This window comes from Streptomyces sp. NPDC045968 (assembly GCF_056430475.1).
The window spans coordinates 75,460-97,553 of record NZ_JBWKLF010000002.1 but is presented as its reverse complement, the minus strand read 5'-3'; the positions used below and the strand labels follow the sequence as shown (position 1 = coordinate 97,553).

The 22,094-nt window shown below is 71.0% G+C and carries 13 protein-coding genes; 10 read left to right on the top strand and 3 right to left on the bottom strand.

Annotated features, from left to right (window positions below; all coding sequences use genetic code 11):
* Window positions 1-151 precede the first annotated feature (151 nt).
* Window positions 152-1,129 (top strand): ROK family protein, encoded by a 978-nt coding sequence (locus tag AC07FA_RS06100; RefSeq protein ID WP_479074238.1) that lies wholly within the window; start codon window positions 152-154, stop codon window positions 1,127-1,129.
* A gap of 345 nt (window positions 1,130-1,474) precedes the next feature.
* Window positions 1,475-3,097: a cellulase family glycosylhydrolase gene (locus AC07FA_RS06095; RefSeq protein WP_479073508.1), complete on the top strand. Its 1,623-nt coding sequence runs from the start codon at window positions 1,475-1,477 to the stop codon at window positions 3,095-3,097.
* 110 nt (window positions 3,098-3,207) lie between these two features.
* Here the strand turns inward: AC07FA_RS06095 and AC07FA_RS06090 are convergent, their stop codons facing one another.
* Together AC07FA_RS06090 and AC07FA_RS06085 are read right to left on the bottom strand one after the other, a co-directional pair.
* Window positions 3,208-4,239 (bottom strand): LacI family DNA-binding transcriptional regulator, encoded by a 1,032-nt coding sequence (locus tag AC07FA_RS06090; RefSeq protein WP_479073507.1) that lies wholly within the window; start codon window positions 4,237-4,239, stop codon window positions 3,208-3,210.
* Window positions 4,236-6,722: a glycoside hydrolase family 2 protein gene (locus tag AC07FA_RS06085; protein WP_479073506.1), complete on the bottom strand. Its 2,487-nt coding sequence runs from the start codon at window positions 6,720-6,722 to the stop codon at window positions 4,236-4,238. Before AC07FA_RS06085 ends, AC07FA_RS06090 begins: the two co-directional genes overlap by 4 nt.
* 293 nt (window positions 6,723-7,015) lie before the next feature.
* Between AC07FA_RS06085 and AC07FA_RS06080 the strand changes: the two genes are divergently transcribed.
* From AC07FA_RS06080 to AC07FA_RS06070, 3 genes are all read left to right on the top strand, one after another.
* Window positions 7,016-8,335, top strand: a complete 1,320-nt coding sequence (locus AC07FA_RS06080) for an ABC transporter substrate-binding protein (protein ID WP_479073505.1) — start codon at window positions 7,016-7,018, stop codon at window positions 8,333-8,335.
* 80 nt (window positions 8,336-8,415) lie between these two features.
* On the top strand, window positions 8,416-9,408 hold the full coding sequence (locus AC07FA_RS06075; RefSeq protein ID WP_479073504.1) for a carbohydrate ABC transporter permease: 993 nt from the start codon (window positions 8,416-8,418) through the stop codon (window positions 9,406-9,408).
* Window positions 9,405-10,259, top strand: coding sequence for a carbohydrate ABC transporter permease (locus AC07FA_RS06070; protein WP_479073503.1), 855 nt, complete (start codon window positions 9,405-9,407; stop codon window positions 10,257-10,259). The genes AC07FA_RS06075 and AC07FA_RS06070 overlap by 4 nt, the downstream gene beginning before the upstream one ends.
* 129 nt (window positions 10,260-10,388) lie before the next feature.
* Here the strand turns inward: AC07FA_RS06070 and AC07FA_RS06065 are convergent, their stop codons facing one another.
* The gene (locus tag AC07FA_RS06065) at window positions 10,389-11,702 is read right to left on the bottom strand and encodes an aldehyde dehydrogenase family protein (RefSeq protein ID WP_479073502.1); all 1,314 of its coding nucleotides are present in this window, start codon (window positions 11,700-11,702) and stop codon (window positions 10,389-10,391) included.
* Window positions 11,703-12,158: 456 nt separating this feature from the next.
* Here AC07FA_RS06065 and AC07FA_RS06060 point away from each other — a divergent pair, with 456 nt between their 5' ends.
* The 5 genes from AC07FA_RS06060 (at window position 12,159) to AC07FA_RS06040 (ending at window position 22,054) form a co-directional block, all read left to right on the top strand.
* Complete coding sequence (locus AC07FA_RS06060; protein WP_479074237.1) at window positions 12,159-12,803, top strand: DNA alkylation repair protein; 645 nt, start codon at window positions 12,159-12,161, stop codon at window positions 12,801-12,803.
* Between the two features lie 337 nt (window positions 12,804-13,140).
* Entirely contained in the window at window positions 13,141-16,263 is a 3,123-nt protein-coding gene (locus AC07FA_RS06055) for a type 2 lanthipeptide synthetase LanM family protein (RefSeq protein WP_479073501.1), read from the top strand.
* 199 nt (window positions 16,264-16,462) lie between these two features.
* Window positions 16,463-16,663 carry a hypothetical protein gene (locus tag AC07FA_RS06050; RefSeq protein WP_479073500.1) on the top strand — a complete coding sequence of 67 codons (201 nt, stop codon included), beginning with the start codon at window positions 16,463-16,465 and terminating at the stop codon, window positions 16,661-16,663.
* 121 nt (window positions 16,664-16,784) lie between these two features.
* Window positions 16,785-19,808 carry a helix-turn-helix transcriptional regulator gene (locus AC07FA_RS06045; protein WP_479073499.1) on the top strand — a complete coding sequence of 1,008 codons (3,024 nt, stop codon included), beginning with the start codon at window positions 16,785-16,787 and terminating at the stop codon, window positions 19,806-19,808.
* Between the two features lie 353 nt (window positions 19,809-20,161).
* On the top strand, window positions 20,162-22,054 hold the full coding sequence (locus tag AC07FA_RS06040) for an AfsR/SARP family transcriptional regulator (RefSeq protein WP_479073498.1): 1,893 nt from the start codon (window positions 20,162-20,164) through the stop codon (window positions 22,052-22,054).
* The last annotated feature ends 40 nt before the right edge of the window (window positions 22,055-22,094 follow it).

Below are 22,094 nucleotides of genomic sequence, written 5' to 3'. Positions count from 1 at the left end.
GTTCAGTGCATGTGTACAGGGGATATGCGGCAGGTAAGAGCGATTTGGCTAAACACGAACTAAACTGAACTTGTTTACTGGACAACGTTGTCAGGCCTGTGCAGAGTGTCTGCTCGACCACGGATTCGTGCTGACGGAAGGGCTGACCACGATGGTGTACGGAGCACTCGACATCGGCGGAACGAAGATCGCCGGAGCGCTGGTCGACGCGGACGGCCGCCTGCTGGCCCGGGCGCAGCGCGCGACTCCGGTACGCGGGTCGGGGGAGGTGCTGATGGGGACGGTGGATGCCGTACTCGACGATCTGTCGCGGCACTCGGAGTGGTCGGCCCTCGCCTGTATGGGTATCGCGAGCGCGGGTCCGGTCGACACGGCCGCCGGGACCGTGAGCCCGGTCAATCTTCCCGGCTGGCGCGGCTATCCACTGGTGGACAGGGTGTCCGCGCATCCGCGTATGCCCGTCGCCATGAAACCGCGGCTGGTGGGTGACGCGGTGGCGATGGCCGCCGCCGAGCACTGGGCAGGAGCCGCCAAGGGGGTCGACAACGCGCTGTGCATGGTGGTCTCCACCGGCGTGGGCGGCGGGCTGATCCTCAACGGCCGTCTGCACCCCGGGATCTCCGGCAACGCGGGCCACATCGGCCACATCTCCGTGGACCTGAACGGCCCGCTGTGTCCGTGCGGCGCCCGGGGCTGCGTGGAGGGCTTCGCCAGCGGCACCGCGATCGCCGCGCACGCTCTCGCCTCTGGCTGGACCCCTCCCGCCGGGCAGGCGCCGACCGCGGCGGCGGTCGACGCGTCGGCGCGTGGCGGAGACCAGCGTGCGCTGGCGGCCTTCGACCGGGCCGGGCAGGCGCTGGCCGCAGCCATCGCCGCGACCATCGCACTCGTGGAGCTCGATCTGGTGGTGATCGGCGGAGGCGTCTCCCAGGCGGGTGAGACTCTCTTCGGGCCACTGCGCCGCCGCATGGGCGAGTACGCGGTCCTCGACTTCGCCCGCAACGTACCGATCGTGCCGGCGGGGCTCGCCCTGGACGCCGGACTGATCGGTGCTGCCGCCGCCGGCGCAGCGGCGGCGGGGCTGTCCCGGGCCGGCGGCGTGGCCCGCGTGCCTGCTCTCCGCCTGTAACTCCGCCCACACGGCTGACTCCGCCCACCACAGCCAGAAAACTCCGCTCACCAACTAAAACGAAATCTGAACTTAACCGGTTCGGTTCGAAGTGTTGTGTGGGTTGGAGGGAGCCCATAACCTCTTTCTCAGCCGCCGGGCCGACAGCGTAAATAGCGTTCTGCGCACCTTGGTTGCGTGGAATCGTGCGCACGACCATCGGTTCGGTCGGCGCTCTTCCCGCTGTGCGGCGCGAGCCGCCTGCATGGCCGGACAGCGGGAATCGACCAGCACCCTCCGTACAGGAAATGCCGCGCGCCCGCGACATCAGAACCGGCCGCGTGTGCTCCGAGTTGGGAGAAATGGATGAGAAAGAAACTGGCCACCGCCGCGGGAGCGCTGCTGGCCGTCGCCGCCTCCATGTTCGCCGCGCCACCCGCCGCCCGGGCCGCGGAGCCCGCGACGGGATTCCACGTCCGTGACGGCCGGCTGCTGGACGCGAACGGCAACGACTTCGTTCTCCGGGGCGTGAACCACGCCCACGCCTGGTATCCGGGCCGGACCGAGCGCGCGCTGGCCGACGTCAAGGCACTGGGCGCCAATTCGGTGCGTGTCGTCCTCAGTACGGGCGACCGCTGGACGAAGAACGACACGGACGATGTCACGGCCGTCGTCCGGCAGTGCAGGGCGAACCGTCTGATCTGCGTCCTCGAAGCCCACGACACCACGGGGTACGGAGAGCAGGACGGGGCGGTGTCCCTGGACCGCGCGGTCGACTACTGGATGGACGTCCAGGACGCGGTGAAGGGGCAGGAGAAGTACGTCATCCTGAACCTCGGAAACGAGCCGCACGGAAACTCCGGATACGCCTCCTGGACCGCAGACACCTCGAAGGCGATCGGTCGCATGCGTACCGCCGGGTTCGCGCACACGCTCATGGCGGACGCGCCGAACTGGGGCCAGGACTGGTCATTCACCATGCGCGACAACGCCCCGAGTGTTTTCGGCGCCGACCCGAACCGCAATACAGTTTTCTCGATTCACATGTACGGCGTCTTTGACACCGCGTCCGAAGTCAGCGATTACCTGAACCGGTTCGTATCCCGCAGACTTCCCATTGTCGTCGGCGAGTTCGGAGACGCGCATTCGGACGGCGACCCGGACGAGGACGCCATCCTGGCCACCGCCGAGCAGCTCGGTCTCGGCTACCTGGGGTGGTCCTGGAGCGGCAACGGCGGCGGCGTCGAGTACCTCGACATGGCCACCGGCTTCGACGCGAGCCGGCTGACCCCCTGGGGGCAGCGGGTCTTCAACGGCCCCAACGGCATCGAGCGGACCGCCCGCGAGGCGAGCGTCTTCGGTGCGGGTGGCGGCGACACCCAGGCTCCTGCCGCGCCCGGTACCCCGTCCGCGTCCGCGGTGACCTCCCACAGCGTCCGGCTCGACTGGGCGGCTGCCACGGACAACACCGCGGTCACCGCCTACGACGTCGTCCGTGTCGACGGCACCCAGGAGGCGGGCGTCACCACCGCGGCCACCAACAGCGCCGTTCTCAGCGGCCTGACGTCCGCCACCCACTACACCTTCGCCGTGTACGCGCGTGACGCGGCCGGCAACCGCTCCCCCCGCTCCGCCCCGGTGAGCGTCACCACTGGGGAAGGCCCCGCGGCCGGGAACTGTGCGGTCACCTACCGCCTCAGTGACTGGGTCCACCAGTTCAACGCCGACGTCACCATCCGTAACACCGGCACCGAGGCGATCAGGGGCTGGCAGCTCGACTTCGACTTCCCGGGCAGCCAGACGCTCACGTCGTCCTGGAACGCGAAGGCCGCCCAGGACGGCAAGCACCTGCGCGCGACGAACGAGTCGTGGACCGAGACCATCCCGGCCGGCGGCGCGGTGAGCTTCGGCCTGAGCGGATCCTCCACCGGCGCGAACGGCGTCCCGGCAGAGTTCAGGCTCAACGGCACTCTCTGTACGCGGAGCTGACAAGAGACGGCTCAGGGCCGTGCCTCGACGACCGAGGCAGGGCCCTGAGCCGTGGACCTTGTCCGCCCTGAGCGGTGGACGTTGTCCGCCCTGAGCTTGAGCTGGGGGCGTTATCCGCGCGGCGGCGGACCGGTTGAGCCCCGGGGGGTGAGGGAAGGCGTGGCAGCCTGGAGCGAACCGCTGTGCGTGCCTGCGATGACCCCGAAAAGAGTGCGCGCGACCTCCTCGCCGAACTCGTGCACGTCGTGACTCATCGCCGACAGAGTCGGATGCGTCAGCCGGCACAGCTGTGAGTCGTCCCACGCGAGCAACGACAGGTCGTCGGGCACGACGAGGCCCATCTCCGCCGCGACTCCGGCACCCGCGACGGCCATGATGTCGTTGTCGTACAGAATCGCCGTGGGCCGTTCCTGCGACAGCAACAGCCCGCGGGTCGCCCGGGCGCCGTCCTCGCCTGCGAAACCCGTGGCCACCTGACGGTGCTGCTCCAGGCCGAGCTCACGGGTCGTGGACTCGAAGGCGGCGGCCCGGATCCCGCTGTGCCCAAGGCCCGCCGGCCCACCGACCCGCGCGATGCGACGGTGGCCCAGGGCGGCCAGATAGCGGACGGCCTCGGCCACCGCCGTGGCGTCGTCCGTCCAGACCGACGGGAACGATCCCGTCAGTGAGGGGTGCCCCACCGCGACCGCCGGAAGCCCGATGCCCTGAAGTGCCGGAACACGCGGGTCGTCCTGGTGGAAGTCGACGAGGATGGCGCCGCCGATCATCTTGCTGCGCCACCAGTTCTCGTACAGCGTGATCTCCTCGTCGAGATCGCGCACCAGGCGCAGCAGGAGCGAGCACGACCGTTCGGCCAGGACGCTTTCGATGCCGGAGATGAACTCCATGTAGAAGGGTTCGAGCCCCAGCAGACGGGCCGGCCGGCAGATGGCGAGTCCGACGATGTCGATGCGCTGGTTGGACAGGCTGCGCGCGGTCTGGTGGGGAGCCCAGCCGAGCTCGCGCGCGGCCTCGAAAATGCGCTCCTTGGTGGTCTGCGAGACCCCCGGCCTGTTGTTGAAGGCCATGGAGACCGCACCCTTGGACACGCCCGCCCGAGCGGCGACGTCGTTGATCGTGATGCGTCCGGAAGAGGGCTTCACACCGTACCCACACTGAAGAGCGCGGCTCGGACGGCGTCGGCGTCCGCCGACCCGTGGCCGCTGACCCCGATACGGGTCACCTCGCCGGGCAGCAGCGTACGCAGACCGCAGTCCGCGGTCGCCTCGGGGCCGAGGCGGTCGGCCTGCAGGAGGAGGTCTCTCACCAAGGTATGGGCAGTCACCACGACGTCGACCCTATCGCTCCGGCCGGGCACGGGTTCCAGCCGGACGTCGAGGCGAGGTTCCGGGTAGGAGAAGTCCTTGTCGGGGACGGGAAAGTGGACCGCGCGCAAACCGTCCGCGTCGGCTACCAGGAACTCCTTGGAGGAGTGCTCGGCCGGCAGGAGGTCCGCCGGGACCGGCAGGCGCACCACCGACCGGGGCTCCGCCACGACGTCGAGCACCGACTCCCGCACCACGGAGCCGTCCGCTTCCCACCGCCTGAGGGTCACGGTCGTCCGCCAGGGGCCGGCGGACTGGTTGACGACGGCGACGACGAGCCCTCCGGCTTCGGGCAGCAGCGTCAGCAACCGGTCCGCGTACACCCGGCGCAACTCGTGGTAGAGGGGCTTCAGCCGCCCGTCGCCGTCGATCGCGGCCCAGGAACTGACCGGCCAGCAGTCGTTCAGCTGCCAGACCACCGTGCCCGCGCAGACAGGCCAGTGCGCGCGCCAGTGCTCGATGCCCGCCGCGACCGCGCGCGCCTGGACGACCTGGGTGAGGTAGTGCCACCGGTCGAAGTCCCCTTCGGGGAGGGTGAAATGGCGTTCCACCCCCCGGTTGAGCTTCCCGTTGCCGTCCTCGGCCTTCTGGTGGTGCAGCATGCCGGGGGAGTCGGGGGCGAGGGTTTCGCCGGGCAGTGCCCTGCGCAGGGTCGCCATCGCCGGTGGGGCCTGCCAGCCGAATTCGGCGACGAACCGGGGGACGCTCGCGCGGTACTCCGCGTAGTCCTGCCGGTTCCACACCTCCCAGGAGTGGTGGGTGCCGTGGCGCGGGTCGTTGGGGTGGTGGTCCCAGGAACCGGACCAGGGGCTTCCCGCCGTGTACGGGCGGGTGGGGTCGAGTTCCGCGACGATCCGCGGCAACAGCCCGAGGTAGTACCCCTCCCCCCACGAGTCACCGGCGAGGGACGGTTCCCACTCCCAGTCCCTGAAGCCCCAGAGGTTCTCGTTGTTGCCATTCCAGAGCACGAGGCTCGGGTGCGGCATCAGCCGGACAACGTTGTCCCGGGCCTCCGCCTCGACCTCGCCGCGCAGCGGCTGTTCCTCCGGGTAGGCGGCGCAGGCGAAGAGGAAGTCCTGCCAGACCATCAGTCCGAGCTCGTCGCAGACGTCGTAGAAGGCGTCGTCCTCGTAGATCCCGCCGCCCCAGATCCTGACGAGGTCGATATTGGCCTCGGCCGCCTGGGTCAGGCGGGTCCGGTACCGCTCCGGGGTGACACGGCTGGGCAGGACGTCGTCCGGGATCCAGTTGACCCCGCGCGCGAAGATCCGTACGCCGTTGACGACGAAGGTGCATCCCGTGCCGTGCTCGTCGGCGGAGCGGTCCAGTTCGACCGTGCGGAAGCCGATCCGCCGGTGCCAGGTGTCGAGATCGCCGGTCTCGTCGAGCAGGGTCAGCCCGAGAGCGTAGAGCGGCTGTTCGCCGTACCCGCGGGGCCACCAGAGTCCCGCGTCGGGCACCTCCAGGCGGATCACCGCCTCCTCACCGTCGAGAACGACCTCGGTCCTGTCGAGAACGGCATCTGTACGGTTGGAGACTGCGTCGGCCCCGTCGGGCACCGCATCGGTCCTGTCGGGGACCGCGGTCCGTGAAGTGCCGGCCACGTGGGCGCGCGCGACCAGACGTCGTCCGGCGCCCTGCTGTGTGCGTTCGACCCGGATGCGCATCTCCACGTGCCCCGTGCCGTCCTCTGCGACCGTGACGAGCGGGCGTACCTGCGCGATTCTCGCGGTCGACCAGTGTTCAACCCGTACGGGGCGCCAGATGCCCGCGGTCACCACGGTCGGCCCCCAGTCCCAGCCGAAGTTGGCGGCCATCTTGCGGATGTACTGGAAGGGCTCGGGATAGACGTTGGGCCGCTCTCCGGTCAGTTCCCTGACCCTCGCCGCTTCCTGGTACGCGGAGGTGAAGCCGACCTCCAGTGTGCCGGTGCGTCCGGTGACGTCGAAGCGGTAACCGCGGTGCATGTTGCGCGTCGAACCGAGGACCTGGCCGGCGAGGCTGATCTCGGCTGCGGTGTCCAGACCGTCGAAAACCAGGTCGCTTCGTTCGTGGTCGGTGCTGTGGGACAGCTCCGTGACGTAGGACCACGCCCGCGCGCCGACCCAGGCGACCTCCGTCTCGTTGCGGCCGACGAACGGATCGGGAATGAGCTGAGCGGCCAGCAGATCGGTGTGCACGCAGCCGGGGACCTGCGCCGGGAGCAGCACCCCCTTGTGGCGCAGACTCCAGCCGTCGGTCAGTTGGGTGACGTCCTTCATGGTGCGGCTCCAATCGCCTGACTCGGGCCAGGTGGATGTACGACGCCGCACAACCTAACCCGGACCCAACTCCCTGTCCATAAACCGGTAAAGCCCGGTTCAGGCGCCAACACGTAACACACTGTGGCTATTTCGGGGCCTGAGTTAGCGGATACCGCACTGTTGGTAACGATTGGGCATCATGCTGGAAATCGCAGCTTTACCGGTTCACCACCGGCTGGCATAGTGCCGTCATCCCACCTGCACCACCTGAGCCGCAATCACTGAGCCGCAATCTTGAAGGAGTTGGGCACATGGGGAAGACGAAGTCGCTCACGGGCGCGCTACTGACCGTCGCGATGCTGACCGTGGCGGGGTGCAGCGGCGCAGGCACCCCCTCCACGGAGACGGCGGCCGCGCCGACCGACGCGGCTGACGTGTCGGGCGGCATCAAGGTCCTGACGGCCCGTACCGACCTGGTGCAGAGCGGGGCGATGAAGGCGTACGCCGCCGAGTTCAACAAGATCTACCCCAAGGTGAAGGTCACGTTCGAGGCGCTCACCGACTACGAGGGGGAGGTCAAGATCCGCATGAACACCAAGCAGTACGGCGACGTCCTGATGATCCCCGCCGCGGTCTCCAAGGGTGACTACCCGAAGTTCTTCGCCCCCCTGGGCCCCACGTCCGAACTCGCCGACAAGTACCGCTTCAGCGACAAGACGGATGTCGGGGGCAAGGTCTACGGCATCGCGCAGTTCGGTACGGCCAACGGCTTCGTCTACAACAAGGCCGTCTGGAAGCAGGCCGGCGTCACCGAGTGGCCGACCACGCCCGAGGAATTCACGGCCGGCCTGAAGGCGATCAAGGACAAGACCGGCGCGGTGCCGTACTACACGAACTTCAAGGACGGCTGGCCGCTCACCGCCTGGACCAACAACGTGGGCTCGGTCACCTGCGACGCGAAGGCCAACGACCAGCTCGCCGGCCCTGTCTCCCCCTGGAAGCAGGGCAGTGAGCTGAACGTCATCGACTCACTTCTCTACGGCATCGTCCACGAGGGGCTGGCCGAGAAGGACCCCACCACCACGAACTGGGAGAGTTCCAAGGGGCTCATCGCCAAGGGCGAGATAGCGACGATGCACCTCGGTTCGTGGGCGATCACGCAGATGCGTGACGCGGCGAAGGCGGCGGGCACCGACCCGGACGACATCGGCTTCATGCCCTTCCCCGTGCAGAAGGACGGGGCGTTCTGCGCCACCCTCGTCTCGGACTATCAGCAGGCCGTCAGCATCCACTCCGAGCACAAGACCGCGGCGCGGGCCTGGATCGACTGGTTCACGGAGAAGTCCGGCTACTCGCAGAAGGAAGGCGCCGTCCCCACGCTGAACGCGGCCGCTCTGCCGAGCACACTCAAGGATTACGCCGACAACGATGTCACGCTGGTGGAGCGCTCCGAGGCGGAGACCGAGAAGGTCAACGAGATCGACAACGCCGCCGAGATCGGCCTGGCCAAGCCCGACTACCGCCAGAGGCTGATCGACACCGCACGCGGCGCCCAGAAGGGCAGCCTCCAGGACTTCTTCTCCGACCTGGACAAGAAGTGGGACGAGGCAGCGAAGGCCGCCGGCTCCTGACGGACCACGGACGCGGGCCCCGACCGCACCGCACCGGTCGGGGCCCTTGTCGTACCGCATCAGCGGACAGAAAGGCCGACATGACCGAATCGACCGACACAGCGCCCGCGCAGTCCCCCGCAGGAGCGGCACTCATGACGCACAAGGCGCTCCGCGGGCCCTCGGGACCCGGCGCGCGCGGCGGCCCACCCGGCCGTTCCTGGCGCAGCAGTCCGCTCCGGCGGGCCACCCCGTGGCTGTTCCTGCTGATCCCGCTCGCCCTGCTGATCACGTTCACCTACGTCCCGGTGGCGAACATGGTCTTCTACAGCTTCACCGACTGGGACGGCATCAGCCCGGACCGCGACTTCACCGGCGTCGACAACTACCGGCAGATCTTCACCCGGCCGGAACTCTTCAAGGTCTTCCTCGTGAGCGGCTACTACCTCGCCGCGTCCGCCGTCCAGATCGTCGCCGCGCTGTACTTCGCGACCGTGCTGAGCTTCGACCTCAGATTCCGCAACCTGTTCAAGGGACTTCTCTTCTTTCCCTATCTCGTCAACGGCGTCGCCATCGGCTTCGTCTTCCTCTACTTCTTCCAGGACGGCGGCACGCTCGACTCCGTACTGTCCTGGTTCGGCGCGGACACCGACCACGCCTGGCTCGGTGACCCCACCTCCGCGAACACCTCGCTGGCCGGCGTCTCCGTGTGGCGCTTCACGGGCCTGAACTTCGTACTGTTCCTGGGGGCGATCCAGTCGATCCCGGGGGAGCTGTACGAAGCCGCCGACCTGGACGGCGCCGACAAGTGGCAGCAGTTCCGGCACATCATCGCGCCGAGCATCAAACCCGTACTCACGCTCAGCGTGATCCTGGCGATCTCGGGCTCCCTCGCCGTATTCGAGATCCCGTACATCATGACGGGCGGCGCGACCGGTACCTCGACCTTCGTCATCCAGACCGTGAAGCTCGCCTTCCAGTTCAACAAGACCGGCCTGGCCTCGGCGGCCGCGGTCGTGCTGCTCCTGATCATTCTCCTGATCACCTGGATACAGCGCCGTCTCGTGCCCGATGACAAGGTGGACCTCGTATGACCACGGCCCTGACCGCCCGCCGCAGCCGCCGTCCCCGGATCGGGCCTGCCCTGACCTATCTGTCGCTGGTCTCCGCCGGCCTGGTGGTTCTTCTGCCGCTCGCCGTCGTCTTCCTGACCTCGCTCAAGACGTCCGACGAGGTCGCCGACGGGGGCGCGCTGTCGCTGCCGGGCGACTGGCTGAACTTCGGCAACTACGTCACCGCGTTCAACGACGGCAAGATGCTTACGGCCTTCGGCAACACGGCCTTCATCCTGGTCTTCTCCATCGGCGGCACCGTCGTCATCGGCTCCATGACCGCCTATGCGATCGACCGGTTCGACTTCCGGGCGAAGAAGCTCGTCATGGCGCTGTTCCTCGTCGCCACGCTCGTACCGGGTGTCACCACGCAGGTGGCGACCTTCCAGGTCATCAACAGCTTCGGCCTGTTCGACACGCGCTGGGCGCCGATCCTGCTGTACATGGGGACGGACATCGTCTCGATCTACATCTTCCTGCAGTTCATCCGGTCCATCCCGATCTCCCTGGACGAGGCCGCGCGCCTGGACGGGGCCAACACCTTCACGATCTACCGGAAGATCATCTTCCCGCTCTTGAAGCCTGCGATCGCCACCGTCGTGATCGTCAAGGGGATCACCGTCTACAACGACTTCTACATCCCCTTCCTGTACATGCCGTCCGAAGGGCTCGTCACCATGTCCACCGCCCTCTTCCGCTTCAAGGGGCCGTACGGGGCGCACTGGGAGAACATCTCGGCGGGCGCCATCCTGGTGATCGTCCCCACGCTGGTGGTCTTCCTCTGCCTCCAGCGCTGGATCTACAACGGCTTCGCGCAGGGCTCCACCAAGTAACCGGGCCGGGGTGCGGCACCCTCCCCTGCGGCAGCCGTCTCGGCCCCCGCAGGTACTTACCACCGTGGCGCAGGACATCTTCGAGGGGCGCTGAGGCCGCGCGGCGTCAGCGCCCCTCGACGCTCGGGGTCACGCGAGCGGCTTGTCCAGGACCGCCTTGCGGTGGCTGAAGGTGTCCATCGAGTACCGGCCGTGATAGCTGCCCATGCCGCTCTCGCCGACTCCGCCGAACGGCAGCTCGGAGACGGTGAGATGGGCGAGGGGCAGGCCGAGTCCGAGGGCCCCGGACGAGGTCTCCGCGGCCAGGCGCTCGCGGGTGGTGGGGGAGTCGGTGAAGGCATACAGGGCCAGCGGCTTGTCCCGGTCGTTGATGAACTCGATCGCCTCGTCGAGACCCGCCACTTCCACGATGGGGAGCACGGGCCCGAAGATCTCCTCGGCCATGACGGGTGAATCGACGGGCACGTCGGCGAGGACGGTCGGCGCGATGTACTTGGTGGCGCGGTCGTGGATCCCGCCGACCACCGTACGGCCGGACGACAGCAGACCGGTCAGGCGGTCGAAGTGCCGCTCGTTGACGATCCGGCCGTACTCGGAGTGAGTGGCGGGGTCCGTGCCGTAGAGGGACTCGACGGCGGCCGTCAGCGCGCTCTCCAGGGAACGGGCGGTCTCCGGGTCGGTGAGTACGTAGTCGGGCGCGACGCAGGTCTGGCCCGCGTTGAGGAACTTGCCCGCTGCCAGGCGTGCGGCGACCACGGTGAGGTCGGTGTCCCGGTCGACGAACGCCGGTGACTTCCCGCCCAGTTCGAGGGTGACGGGCGTGAGGTGCCGGGCGGCGGCGGCCATCACGATACGGCCCACCGTGCCGTTGCCGGTGTAGAAGATGTGGTCGAAGCGCTCGTCGAGCAGTGCGGTCGTCTCGGGTACCCCGCCCTCGACGACGGCCACGGCGTCGGTGTCCAGGTAGGCGGGGAGCAGCCGGGCCAGGGCCGCGGACGTGGCGGGCGCCAGTTCGCTGGGCTTGACGACGACGCAGTTGCCGGCGGCGAGAGCGCCGACCAGCGGGGCGAGCAGGAGCTGCGCGGGGTAGTTCCACGGGGCGATGACGAGGACGAGCCCCAGCGGGTCGCGGACGGTCCAGGCGCTGGCGTCGCCGAGCGCGGCGGGCACGGGCGCCGGCTCGGGCCGCAGCCACTGCTCCAGGTGCTCCAGGGTGTGGTCGATCTCGCGGACGGTGAAGTCGATCTCGGTGCGGTAGGCCTCGGTACGACTCTTGCCCAGGTCGGCGCGGAGGGCGTCGGCGAGCACGTCGCCGCGCTCGGTCAGCAGCGCGCGCAGCCGGTGGAGCTGACCGGTGCGCCAGGCGAGCGGGACGGTGCGTCCGGTGCGGAAAGTGGCGCGCAGGCGGCGGACGGCGTCGGTGGGAGACTCGGAGTGGTTCATGGCGGTCCCTGTGGGGGTCGAGGAAAGCTTGAGATGCTCAAGCACCTTGTTATATGTAACGACCAATAGTTGAGAATGTCAAATAAATGCCCGAGCGCGGTGTCCGAGCGGCACGCCTCGCGCGCGAACGGTGTACGCGTGGGAGGGAGTAAGGCCATGTGGCCACGTATCAACGGTCTGCGCACGCTGGACCTCGGGACCGCGGGGGATCTGCGCGCACGGCTCAACGCTCTGGTGCTGTCCGGGGACAAGACGGCTAGGGCGGGAATCCTGGAGGCGGACTACCGTGCCGAGGGCGAGGTGGCTGCGCTCCAAGGGTCCTCCTGCCGACAGGAGGCCGCCATCTCACGGGAGCCTGGCCGGCCGATCATGGGCTGGGCCGACTTCCGTCGTAGGCTGAAACTCGCACGTGATGGACAGGAGGCTGTGGTGGCCGAGACGACGCCGGCCGAGGTGATGGCCGAGCTGGCCGGGCTTGAGGACCCGAGGGCACGTGCGGTGAACGAGAAGCACGGTGACGATCACGGTGTGAACCTCAGCAAGCTGCGTGCGCTCGCGAAGCGGCTGAAGACGCAGCAGGAACTCGCGTGCCGACTCTGGGAGACGGATGACACCACGGCGAGGCTGCTGGCGATCCTGATCTGCCGCCCGAAGGCGTTCGGGCGTGACGAGTTGGACGCGATGGTGCGCGAGGCGCGCACACCCAAGGTGCACGACTGGCTCGTGAGCTACGTGGTGAAGAAGAGCCCGCACGCTGAAGAGCTGCGTCTGGCCTGGTCCGCCGATCCGGATCCAGTGGTCGCGAGTGCCGGCTGGGCGCTGACCACCGAACGCGTGGCGAAGAAGCCCGAGGGTCTCGACCTCGCAGGACTGCTCGACGTCATCGAGGCGGAGATGAAAGACGCCCCGGATCGCCTCCAGTGGGCGATGAACCACTGCCTGGCTCAGATCGGGATCGAGCACGCCGAGCACCGCACCCGCGCACTCGGCATCGGTGAGCGCCTGGAGGTGCTCAAGGACTACCCGACTTCCCCGGGCTGCACGTCTCCGTACGCACCCATCTGGATCAACGAGATGGTGCGTCGGCAGCACGAGAAGTAGGAAGGTTCGTCCTCACGGACCGTGCGTCGCCCATGGCAGATGAGCACGCCGGGCCTGCCCAAGCCGGTTGAAACGACCTGGCCGTTCGCCGGGTGCGCTGTCCGCGTGGAGTTTGCCGGGCCTCTGCGCCGCCACAGCGCGGCACTGCTGTTTCAGGTCCTTCCCGAACGTGAGGTCCCGGCGAACCTGCGCCAGAGGGCAGCGGGCGTACCCGCATCTTCGTGGTGGCGCGGCGAGGTGGAAAACATGGGGGGCTATTCCCCATGCCGCGGAGGCCTCTCCCGTACCAGGATCGGCCATGGCGCCGAGCGGTCGGCCGGGTTGCGGAGGAGGGGCGATGGCGGCGGAGGCGGGACAAGGGCGGGCTGGAGCTTCTCTGTCGGCGATCGAGCGGTGGTGGGAGGCCGGGCTGGTCTGCGGTGACGGGGGTGGAGGGCGGCCGGATTGGGCCGCGTTCGCCGAAGAGGTGTCGGCCGCTACGCCTGTGGAGAGCGTGGCGCCTGACGGGGAGTATCCGGGGCTCAGCGGTTTCGAGTGGGTGCTGCGGCCGTTCACGGTCTGCGCCGGGGAACGGCTGGAGCGGGGCGTTTCGGGGCGGGCGCGGAAGCTCGTGAACATGACCGCTGTCCGGGGTGATCTGGAGCGGCAGCTCAGCGGCAGGCTGGCGCGGGCGGCGGCGCGGACGCTGGTGCTGGAGCTGTACGAGGCGCGGACCGCCGAGCGCCTCGTCGGGGACGACACGCGGGCCCGGTTCCGGGACTTCCTGGGGCGTACCGCGTCCCGGCACGGCCTGGCGGCCCTGCTGGCCGGGCGGCCGGTGCTGGCCCGGATCCTGGGGCGGGCGGCTCTCGACGCCGCGGACGCGGTGGCGGAGACGCTGGAGCGGCTGGCGGACGACCACGCCCGCCTGACCGCCGGCCTCCTGGCAGGTTCCGGCGGGGACCTGGGGCTGCTCGTGGGCGTCGAACCCGGTGCCGGAGACGGGCACCAGGGCGGACGGAGTGTGATGCTGCTGCGTTTCGCCGACGGGTCCCGGCTGGTGTACAAGCCCCGGCCTCTCGCCATGCACCGCCACTTCAACGTCCTCGTCGCCTGGTTCAACCGACTGCCCGACGCCGTGGACCTCCGCACACTGCGGCTGCTCGACCGGGGCGACTACGGGTGGGTGGAGTTCATCGCCGCGCAACCCTGCGTCCGTGCCGCGGAGGTCGAGACGTTCTACCGCCGCCAAGGTGCGCTGCTGGCCCTGTTGCACCTCCTCGACGGGACCGACCTGCACCACGAGAACCTGATCGCCGTCGGCGCCCACCCGGTGCTGGTCGACGTGGAGACCCTGTTCCACCCGCCGCTCCCGGGCGCTGACACGGACGACCCCGCCGCCCGCGCACTCCACGACTCGGTGTACCGGGTCGGGCTGCTGCCCCAACTGCTGGTGGGCGACCACAGCGCCCTGGACGTGTCCGCGGTCGGTGGCGGGCACGAGGCGGTGTCGCCCGTGGCCCGGGCGGACTGGGCCGACGCCGGCACCGACCGGATGCGCCTGGTACGCAGGGCCGGGAGGTTCGGTGAGTCCGCCAACCGGCCGCGTCTTGCGGGCGGCGGGCCCATCGAGCCGGGGGCCCACATCGAGGCGCTCTGCGCCGGGTTCCGCGCCGGCTACACGGCGATCAGCGCGGCCAGGGAGGAACTGCTCCACGAGACGGGCCCGCTGACGGCGTTCGCCGAGGACGAGGCGCGGGTGGTGATGCGTCCCACCTGGGTGTACAGCACACTGCTCGACGAGTCGACGCATCCTGACCTGCTGAAGGACGCGGACGCCCGACAGCGGGTCCTGGAGACCCTGCGGACCGACCTGTTCGGCACGGTCCTCGCTCCCGGCCTGGTCGAGGAGGAGATCGCCCAACTCTGGGCGGGAGACGTGCCGCTGTTCACCGCCCGCCCGGGCGGGGACCGGCTGAGGGGCGCGCCGGAACGGCCGCCGGCCGGCCGCACGGACCGGCCCGGGCTCGACCGCGTCGCCGCAAAGCTCGCCGCCCTGGACACGGTCGACCGGCAGGACCAGGAATGGATCGTGCGGGCCGCGATGGCGACGACCTCCCGCACGCCCGCGCACCGCCCTGCCGAGGGACGACGCACCCGTACGGCGGACCGCGCCCCGGAGCCGGAGCGGCTGCTGTCGGCGGCCCGGTCCGTGGGAGACCAGCTGGTCTCCCTCGCGTACCGCGACGGATCGCGCAGCAACTGGATCGGCCTGGAACTCCTGGACGACCGTTACTGGCGGATCGGCCCGATGCCGGCCGACCTGGCCGGTGGCTACACCGGACCCGCGCTGTTCCTGGCCCAGTTGGCGGCGCTCACCGGGGCCGGACACTACGCGGAGGCGGCTCGTACGGCCCTGGCGCCGGTGCCCGGGCTGCTCGACGCGCTGCGCGCCCGGCCCACGGACCTCGGAGCGGTCGGCTCGGGGGCCTTCTCAGGCCTCGGCGGCATCGCGTACGCGCTCTCCGAGACGGCACAGCTGCTGGACGATCCGGAGGTCGGCTCATGGGCGTCGGCCATGTTCCGGCTGGTCGGCACGGCGGCCCGCTCCGAGCAGGAGCACGGGGTCGGCGCGGGCGTCGCCGGCGGGCTCGTCGCCCTGCTGGCCGCCCACCGGGGCGGTACCGGAGCAGGCGCGGAGGGACTGGAGACCTGGCGGGCCGCGCGGGCCTGCGCGGACCGGTTGGCGGACGCCGGTCCCACGGCCGTCGGGCGGGGTTTCACCACAGGGGCGGCCGGATTCGGATGGGCCCTCCTGCGATTCGCCGAGGCAGAGGCCGAGGCCACCGCCGGGGCCGGGGGAGGGGCTGCCGCGAGCGGTGAGCGGTACAGAGCCGCGGGCCTGTCCGCGCTCCGGGCGGCAGCCGGGGGAGAGCCGGACGGAAGCCGGGGACCGGACGGCGGCCCGGAGGCCGGCCGAGGCGGGAGTCCGGGCGCGAGCCACGGAGGAGCCTTTGCCCGCTCATCGGCCGATGGACCCGTGGGCGGCGCCCGGGCCTCGGCGTGGTGCCGGGGGCGGGCGGGCATCGCACTCGCGGTGCTGGACGCGCCGGGAGCCCTGGACGACCCGTTTCTCGCTGACTGGTCCCGCAGGACCGTCGAGGAGCTGGGCCGGGCCCGGCCGGCTCCCGACGACAGCCTTTGCCACGGTGAGGCGGGACTGTGCGAACTCCTCGGTCACAGCGCGCTGCCGGAGGCCCGCCCGCACTGGATCCGTCGGGCCGGAGCGCTCCTCGCTTCCGTCGAGGAGGCCGACGCCCGGAGCGGCGCCCCGGACGGGGTTCCGCACCCTGGCCTGCTGACCGGGCTGGCGGGGATCGGGCACGGTCTCCTCCGGGCGGGGTTCCCGGAGCGCGTGCCGTCCGTGCTTCTCCTGCGGACGTCCGCCCGGTCGGGGCTCGGCCCGGAAGACGGGACCTAGGCAGCCGTGCCCGGCACCGGGCCGCCCCCGTGTAATGGACCGCCGCCGACCGTGATGCGACCCCACGGAGCACCTCGACCCCAAAGAGCGCCCCCGACCGCACAGAGCCCCCGACCGCACGACCAGACACACCGCACCACGCAGCACCGCACAGCTCAGCACGACCACCACTCCCGCGGATGAAGGACGAGTGAGGACCATGCAGATCAGTGACTCGGTGAGATACGTCGACGGCGGCGCAGGCGGGGAGACCGCGGCCCAGGACCACCCGGTGGGAGAGGTGACACTCGGGGCGAGCGGGGCGCTGGGCCTGCGCAGCAGGTTGCTCGGAACGGGGGAATTCGGCGCTGCCGCCTTCCTGGACTCGCCCTTCACCACCGCCACCGTCCCGTTCTGCTGAAAAAGAGGACGGCGTCATCGCCACGTGACGTGTGGTCGATGACCTCTTGACGGGGGGAGCGAGGGCCGGGGGGTTCCCCGGCCCTCTGCCGTGAGGGAAAGGGACCAAGTATCCTGCGCCCATGCGAGCGACGTCGTCGGTCATCGTGGGGCGGGAAGCCGAGATCGGGCTGATGGACGAGGCCCTGGAGAGCGTCAGGAGGGGGGCCGGACGCGCGGTGTTCCTCGTCGGCGAGGCGGGGATCGGCAAGTCCCGGCTGGCCGGCGAGTGCGCCCTTCGCGCGTACGACCTGGACATGCCGGTCCTGCGTGGCCGCGCCACGTCCACCGGGCTCGTCGTGCCCTTCCGGCCACTGATCGAGGCGCTGTCCTCGCGATTCCGGGCGGCCGGCGCCCCGGACGATCCGGAACTCGTGCCCTACCGGCCCGCGTTGGCCGGACTCGTGCCGGAATGGCGGGCCGGCGCGGTGGCGCCCGGTTACGCGATCTCCCTGGTCGAACTGGCCGAGGCACTGCTCAGACTGCTCGCGGTGCTCGGCCGCGAGCAAGGCTGCGTCATCCTGCTGGAAGACCTCCAGGACTCCGACACGGAGACGATCGCGGTCGTCGAGTACGTCGTCGACAACGTGGCGGACCTGCCGGTCATGCTTGTCGGCACGCTCCGGCCCGACCCCGGACCGGCCCTGGACCTCGCTCTCGCCGCGGACCTCCGCAACACCGCCTCGTTGAGGGAGCTGAGGCCGCTGGATGAGGCGGCCGTACGGGACATGGTGGACGCGTGTCTGGACGCCGGACCGGGTGAGGTGCCCCCTGCCGCGCATCGGCAGCTCTCGCAGCGGGCGGGCGGAAACCCGTATCTGGTGGAGGTGCTGCTGGCCGATCTGCTGGACACGCGGCGGCTGAGCAGGGCGGACGGCGGGTGGCAACTCGCCGATCAGGGCGAGGCGACGGTGCCGACGGGTGCGGTCCGCAGTTGGGCGCGTCGGCTGGACCGGCTCGATGAACCGGTGCGCGAACTGGTGCTGATCGCGGCGACGCTCGGCGGCCGGTTCTCCGTCGGTGCGCTCAGGGCGGTGACCGGGCTCGACGACCGGGCGCTGTTCGCGCACCTCCGGGCGGCCTCCGAGGCGGGGATCATCGCCCCGGACGGCGCCGCCCACGACCACTACACCTTCCGTCACGTCCTGACGGCGGACGCGCTCAGGGCGTCGCTGCCTCCTGCCGAGCAGGCAGCGCTGGCCCGGCGCGCGGCCTCGGCCATCGAGGAGTCCGTCGGCGTACTCTCCGGCGAGGAACGCCAGTTGGTGGCCACTCTGCGGCTGGCGGCGGGTGACAAGGTGGTGGCGTCCCGGCAGTTCGCCCAGGTCGGGCGGGAGATGCTGGACGCCGGTGCGTCGGGATCCGCAGCCGTGCTGCTGGAGCGCGCCCGAGGACTCGCGGCCGACGAGGAGCGGGACGAGGTCACGGTGCAGCTGGCGATCGCCCAGGCCGAGTCCGGGCGGCTCGACGCGGCGTCCGCGCTGCTCGACGATCTGCCGCCCGCGTCCGCCGGGTCTCGTGCGGCGGAGGAACGGGCCCAGGCGCACACACAGGTCGCGTGGGTCGCGACCATGGCGGAGCAGCAGGCGGAGGCGTACCGCCGTATCCAGGCGGCTCGTGCCCTGTTCGGGGTCGCCCCGCGCCCGGAGCAGGAGGCGGCGCTCGTGGTGATCGAGGGCCATCTCGCGCTGCTGCCGGAGCAGGACGGCCGGAGCGAGGGGCCCGGCCCGGGGGACACGGCCGGCCAGGACGGTCGCGAGCGGCTGAAGGAGGCGGAACGTTCCGCCAGGCGCGCCGCGCTCACTGCGGAGCAACGCGGCCGGCCCGTGGTGGCCTGCCAGGCGTGGCAGCTGCTTGCCCTGTTGTCCAGGGAGCGCGGGTTCGACGAGGCCGACGCGTGCCTGGTACGGATGCTCGCGGTCGCCGAGAAGCACCGGCTCGCGGGATGCCGGGCCGAGGCACTGGTGCGGCTCGGCACCAACGCGTTCATGCGGAGCGGGGAGGCGACCCAGCTGGAGACCGCCCGCGCGGCGGCTCACGAACTCGGTTCGCTGGTTCTGCTCCAGACCGTCGACGGGTTGCTCGCCATGCAGAGCGTGCTGGGTGGGCGATGGGACCGCGCCCGCGGGATCGTCGAGCGGTCCGTGGAAGCCAGCGCCCGCCTCCAGAACCTGTCGGCGCACCGCTATCTGCTTCTCGTCGATGCCGTGCTCGCCGCCCATCAGGGGCGGGCCCGCGAGCAGGAGCGGGCCCTGGCGCGGTTCCGCCGGGCGGGCGGCGAGGAGTCGATGCTCGTTCCCCTCCAGCGCGGACTGTGCCAGGCCGTGGGCGCGCTGATGGGGGAGGACCGGGCACGGGCGACGGCCGCCCTCGACGCGGCGTTGGACTGGGAGCGGGAGCACCCGAGCTTCTTCTACCTCAGCGGCCGGTACGGGCTGCGCCCCCTGCTGCGGATCCTCGACGGCAAAGGCAGCGACGGCGAGGGTGACGCGGGCGGCCGGGAGGCGTATCGGGAGGCGCTGGCATCGCCGGGCGGGCAGTTGGCCTGGAACCGGATGTTCCTCGGCATGGCGGACGCGGTGCTTCGCGGCCGGGACGGCGACGCGGACGGCGCGCGGCGCGCCGTGGAGGAAGCGGGCCGGGCAGCGGCGGTGTTCCCACAGGTGTGGCATCTCGCCCTGCGGCTGACCGCCGAGGCGGCGCTCCGCGATTCCTGGGGCGAGCCGGTCGCGTGGCTGCGGACCGCCGAGGAGTACTTCCACGAGGCGGGCGTACAACCGGTGGCCGGGGCCTGCCGGGCCCTCCTGCGGCAGGCCGGTGTCAGCGTCCCGCAGCGCCGGGGTGGTCGGGAGCGGATCCCCGCGGAGCTGCGCACCGCGGGCGTCACGCCGCGCGAGTACGAGGTGTTCGTGCTGCTCGCGGAGCGGCCCGGCAACCAGCAGATCGCGCAGCACCTGTGCATCTCGCCCCGAACGGTGGAGAAGCACATGGCCAGCCTGATGGCCAAGACCGGCTCCGTCGCCCGCTCGGCGCTGTGCGCGCTGTCGGCGGAGCGGGCGGAGGACCAGGAAGGGGCCGGCGCCCCTTCACGGGTGTCGTCGGCCTGATCCGGCCACCGGGGCCCGGCGTGCCGCGGCCCGGACCCCGGCGGTCCGGCGGGCCCGGCCCACGTCCGGACGCCAGCAGGCCGGACCGGCCCACGTCCGGACGCCGGTAGGCCGGCCCGGTCTCCTGCCGGGGCGGTGGCGGGCCGGAGCTGTCGGATCGGTGGCCGGAGGTCCGTGCCGTGGGGGCAGGCGGGGCCGGGATGGGGGAAGCTCCCCACTCCATGGGGGCCCGGACCCCATGACGCGGTGGCCGGCACCGTGACTCTGCGGGCCCGGTACCGATGTGCGGCAGACCCGGGCGGCGGATCATCGAGCGGACCGATCAACTCCCGTCCCCTTCGGAGGTTCGCTCGATGCCGCGTTTGTCCGCGCAGCCCGCAGCGTTACCCGGCACACTCCGGTTCTCCGTCCTCGGCCCGCTCGCGGTCCACCGGGACGACCGGGCGCTGCCCCTCGGCCCGTTGAAGCAGCGCGTCGTGCTGGCGACGCTGCTCGGCTCTGCCAACAGCCCCGTCTCCGTGGATGCGTTGACCGACGCCGTCTGGCCGGAGGAGCCCCCTCGTACCGCGCGCAAGAACCTCCAGGTGTACGTCAGCGCCCTGCGTGCCCTCCTCACTGAGGACGACCGGGACCGGCCGCGGCTCACCCACACGCATGGGGGATACGTGCTGCGCGTGGCAGAGGACGAGTTCGACCTCCTGCGGTTCCGCTCCCTGGTGCGGGCCGCCGAGGGGCAGCCGCCCAGCCAGGCCGCCCGGCTGCTGCGTCAGGCCCTCGACCTGTGGAAGGGGGCCCCACTGGGCGACGACCTGCGGCAGTCGCGCCGACTGGCGGAGGAGACCGAACGGCTGGAGCTGCGCCACCTGGCGGCGTACGAGAGTTGGGCGGAGGCGGAGTTGGACCTGGGCGGCGCGCCGGCGGTGGTCGAAGGGCTGCGCGACCTCGTGGAGCTGCACCCGCTGCGGGAGCGGCTCAGGTCTGCCTGGATGCGCGCCCTGAGCGGGGCCGGCCGGCAGGGCGAAGCGCTCGCGGTCTACGACGACTACCGGCAGCTCCTCGCCCGGGAACTCGGCCTTGAGCCCAGTGCTGTCATGGCGGCCCGTTATCGGGCGATCCTCGCGGGAGACGACCGGTCCGGGGGGAGCGCGCCCGCCGGGCAGCCGGGCGCGCGGGCCGTCTCCGGCCGCGCCGCGGCGACGGCGGCTCTGCCGTCCGACCTCGTCGACTTCACTGGACACGACGAGGAACTGCGGCACCTCCTCGACCTGTTGGAGGACGACGGCCCCGGTGGCGTCGTCCTGCTGTCCGGGCCCGCCGGGGCCGGGAAGACCACGCTGGCGGTGCGGGCCGCCCACCAGCTCGGCGACCGGTTCGCCGACGGGCGGATCTGCGTCTCCCTGCGGGACGCGGACGGCTGTGCCCGCCCGCTGCCCGCTGTGCTGGAGGAGATCGGTGAACGGACGGGCCAGGGCGCGCTGTCGGGGCCCGAGGCGTGGCACGCGTGGCTGGCGGCACACCGCGTGCTGGTGGTCCTGGACGACGTGCCCGAGGAACGCGCCGTACGCCCGCTGCTCCCGAGCGGCGGGCAGGGCAGGGTGCTGCTCACCGCACGCGGCCAACTGGGCGGACTGGCGCCCGTCCGCCGGATCTCCGTCCCGCCGCTCGGCACCGCCGAAGCCGTGCAACTGCTCGCCGGACTCGTCGGCCGGAGCCGGGTGCGAGCCGACCGGGAGGCCGCGTTACGTATCGTGCGTGCTTGCGGCGGGTCGCCGCTGGCGGTCCGGGTGAGCGGGATGCGTCTCGCGGTGCTCCGACATGTGCCGCTGCGGGAGTTCGCGGACCGGCTCACCGACCCCGCCGGAACGCTGGACGAACTCACCTCCGGGGACGTGTCCGTACGGCGCCGGCTGGCCCGGGGCTGGGAGGCGCTGCCGGAGGAGTGCGGCAGGGACGCGGGGCGGCTGGCCGCGGGGACGGGAGACGGTCCGTTCGGCCTGAGCGAGGCGGCCGAGGCCCTCGGGTGCGATGAGCGGCACGCCGTACGAGTGGTGGAGGGGCTCATCGACGCGGGGATGGTCACCTCACCAGGCGGCGAGGTCACCGCGCACGCGGCGCAGTACGAACTGCCGCACCTGGTACGGCTGTACGCGCTCGGCGCGGGGCACGCGACCCCGGTGCCGGTGCCGGTGCCGGTGCCGGTGCCGGTGCCGGTGGCGGTGCCAGTGCCAGTGCCGGTGTCGGGCTGATCGGCGCTGCCCTGCCGGGCGGGGGCCTCGTCGTGGCCGG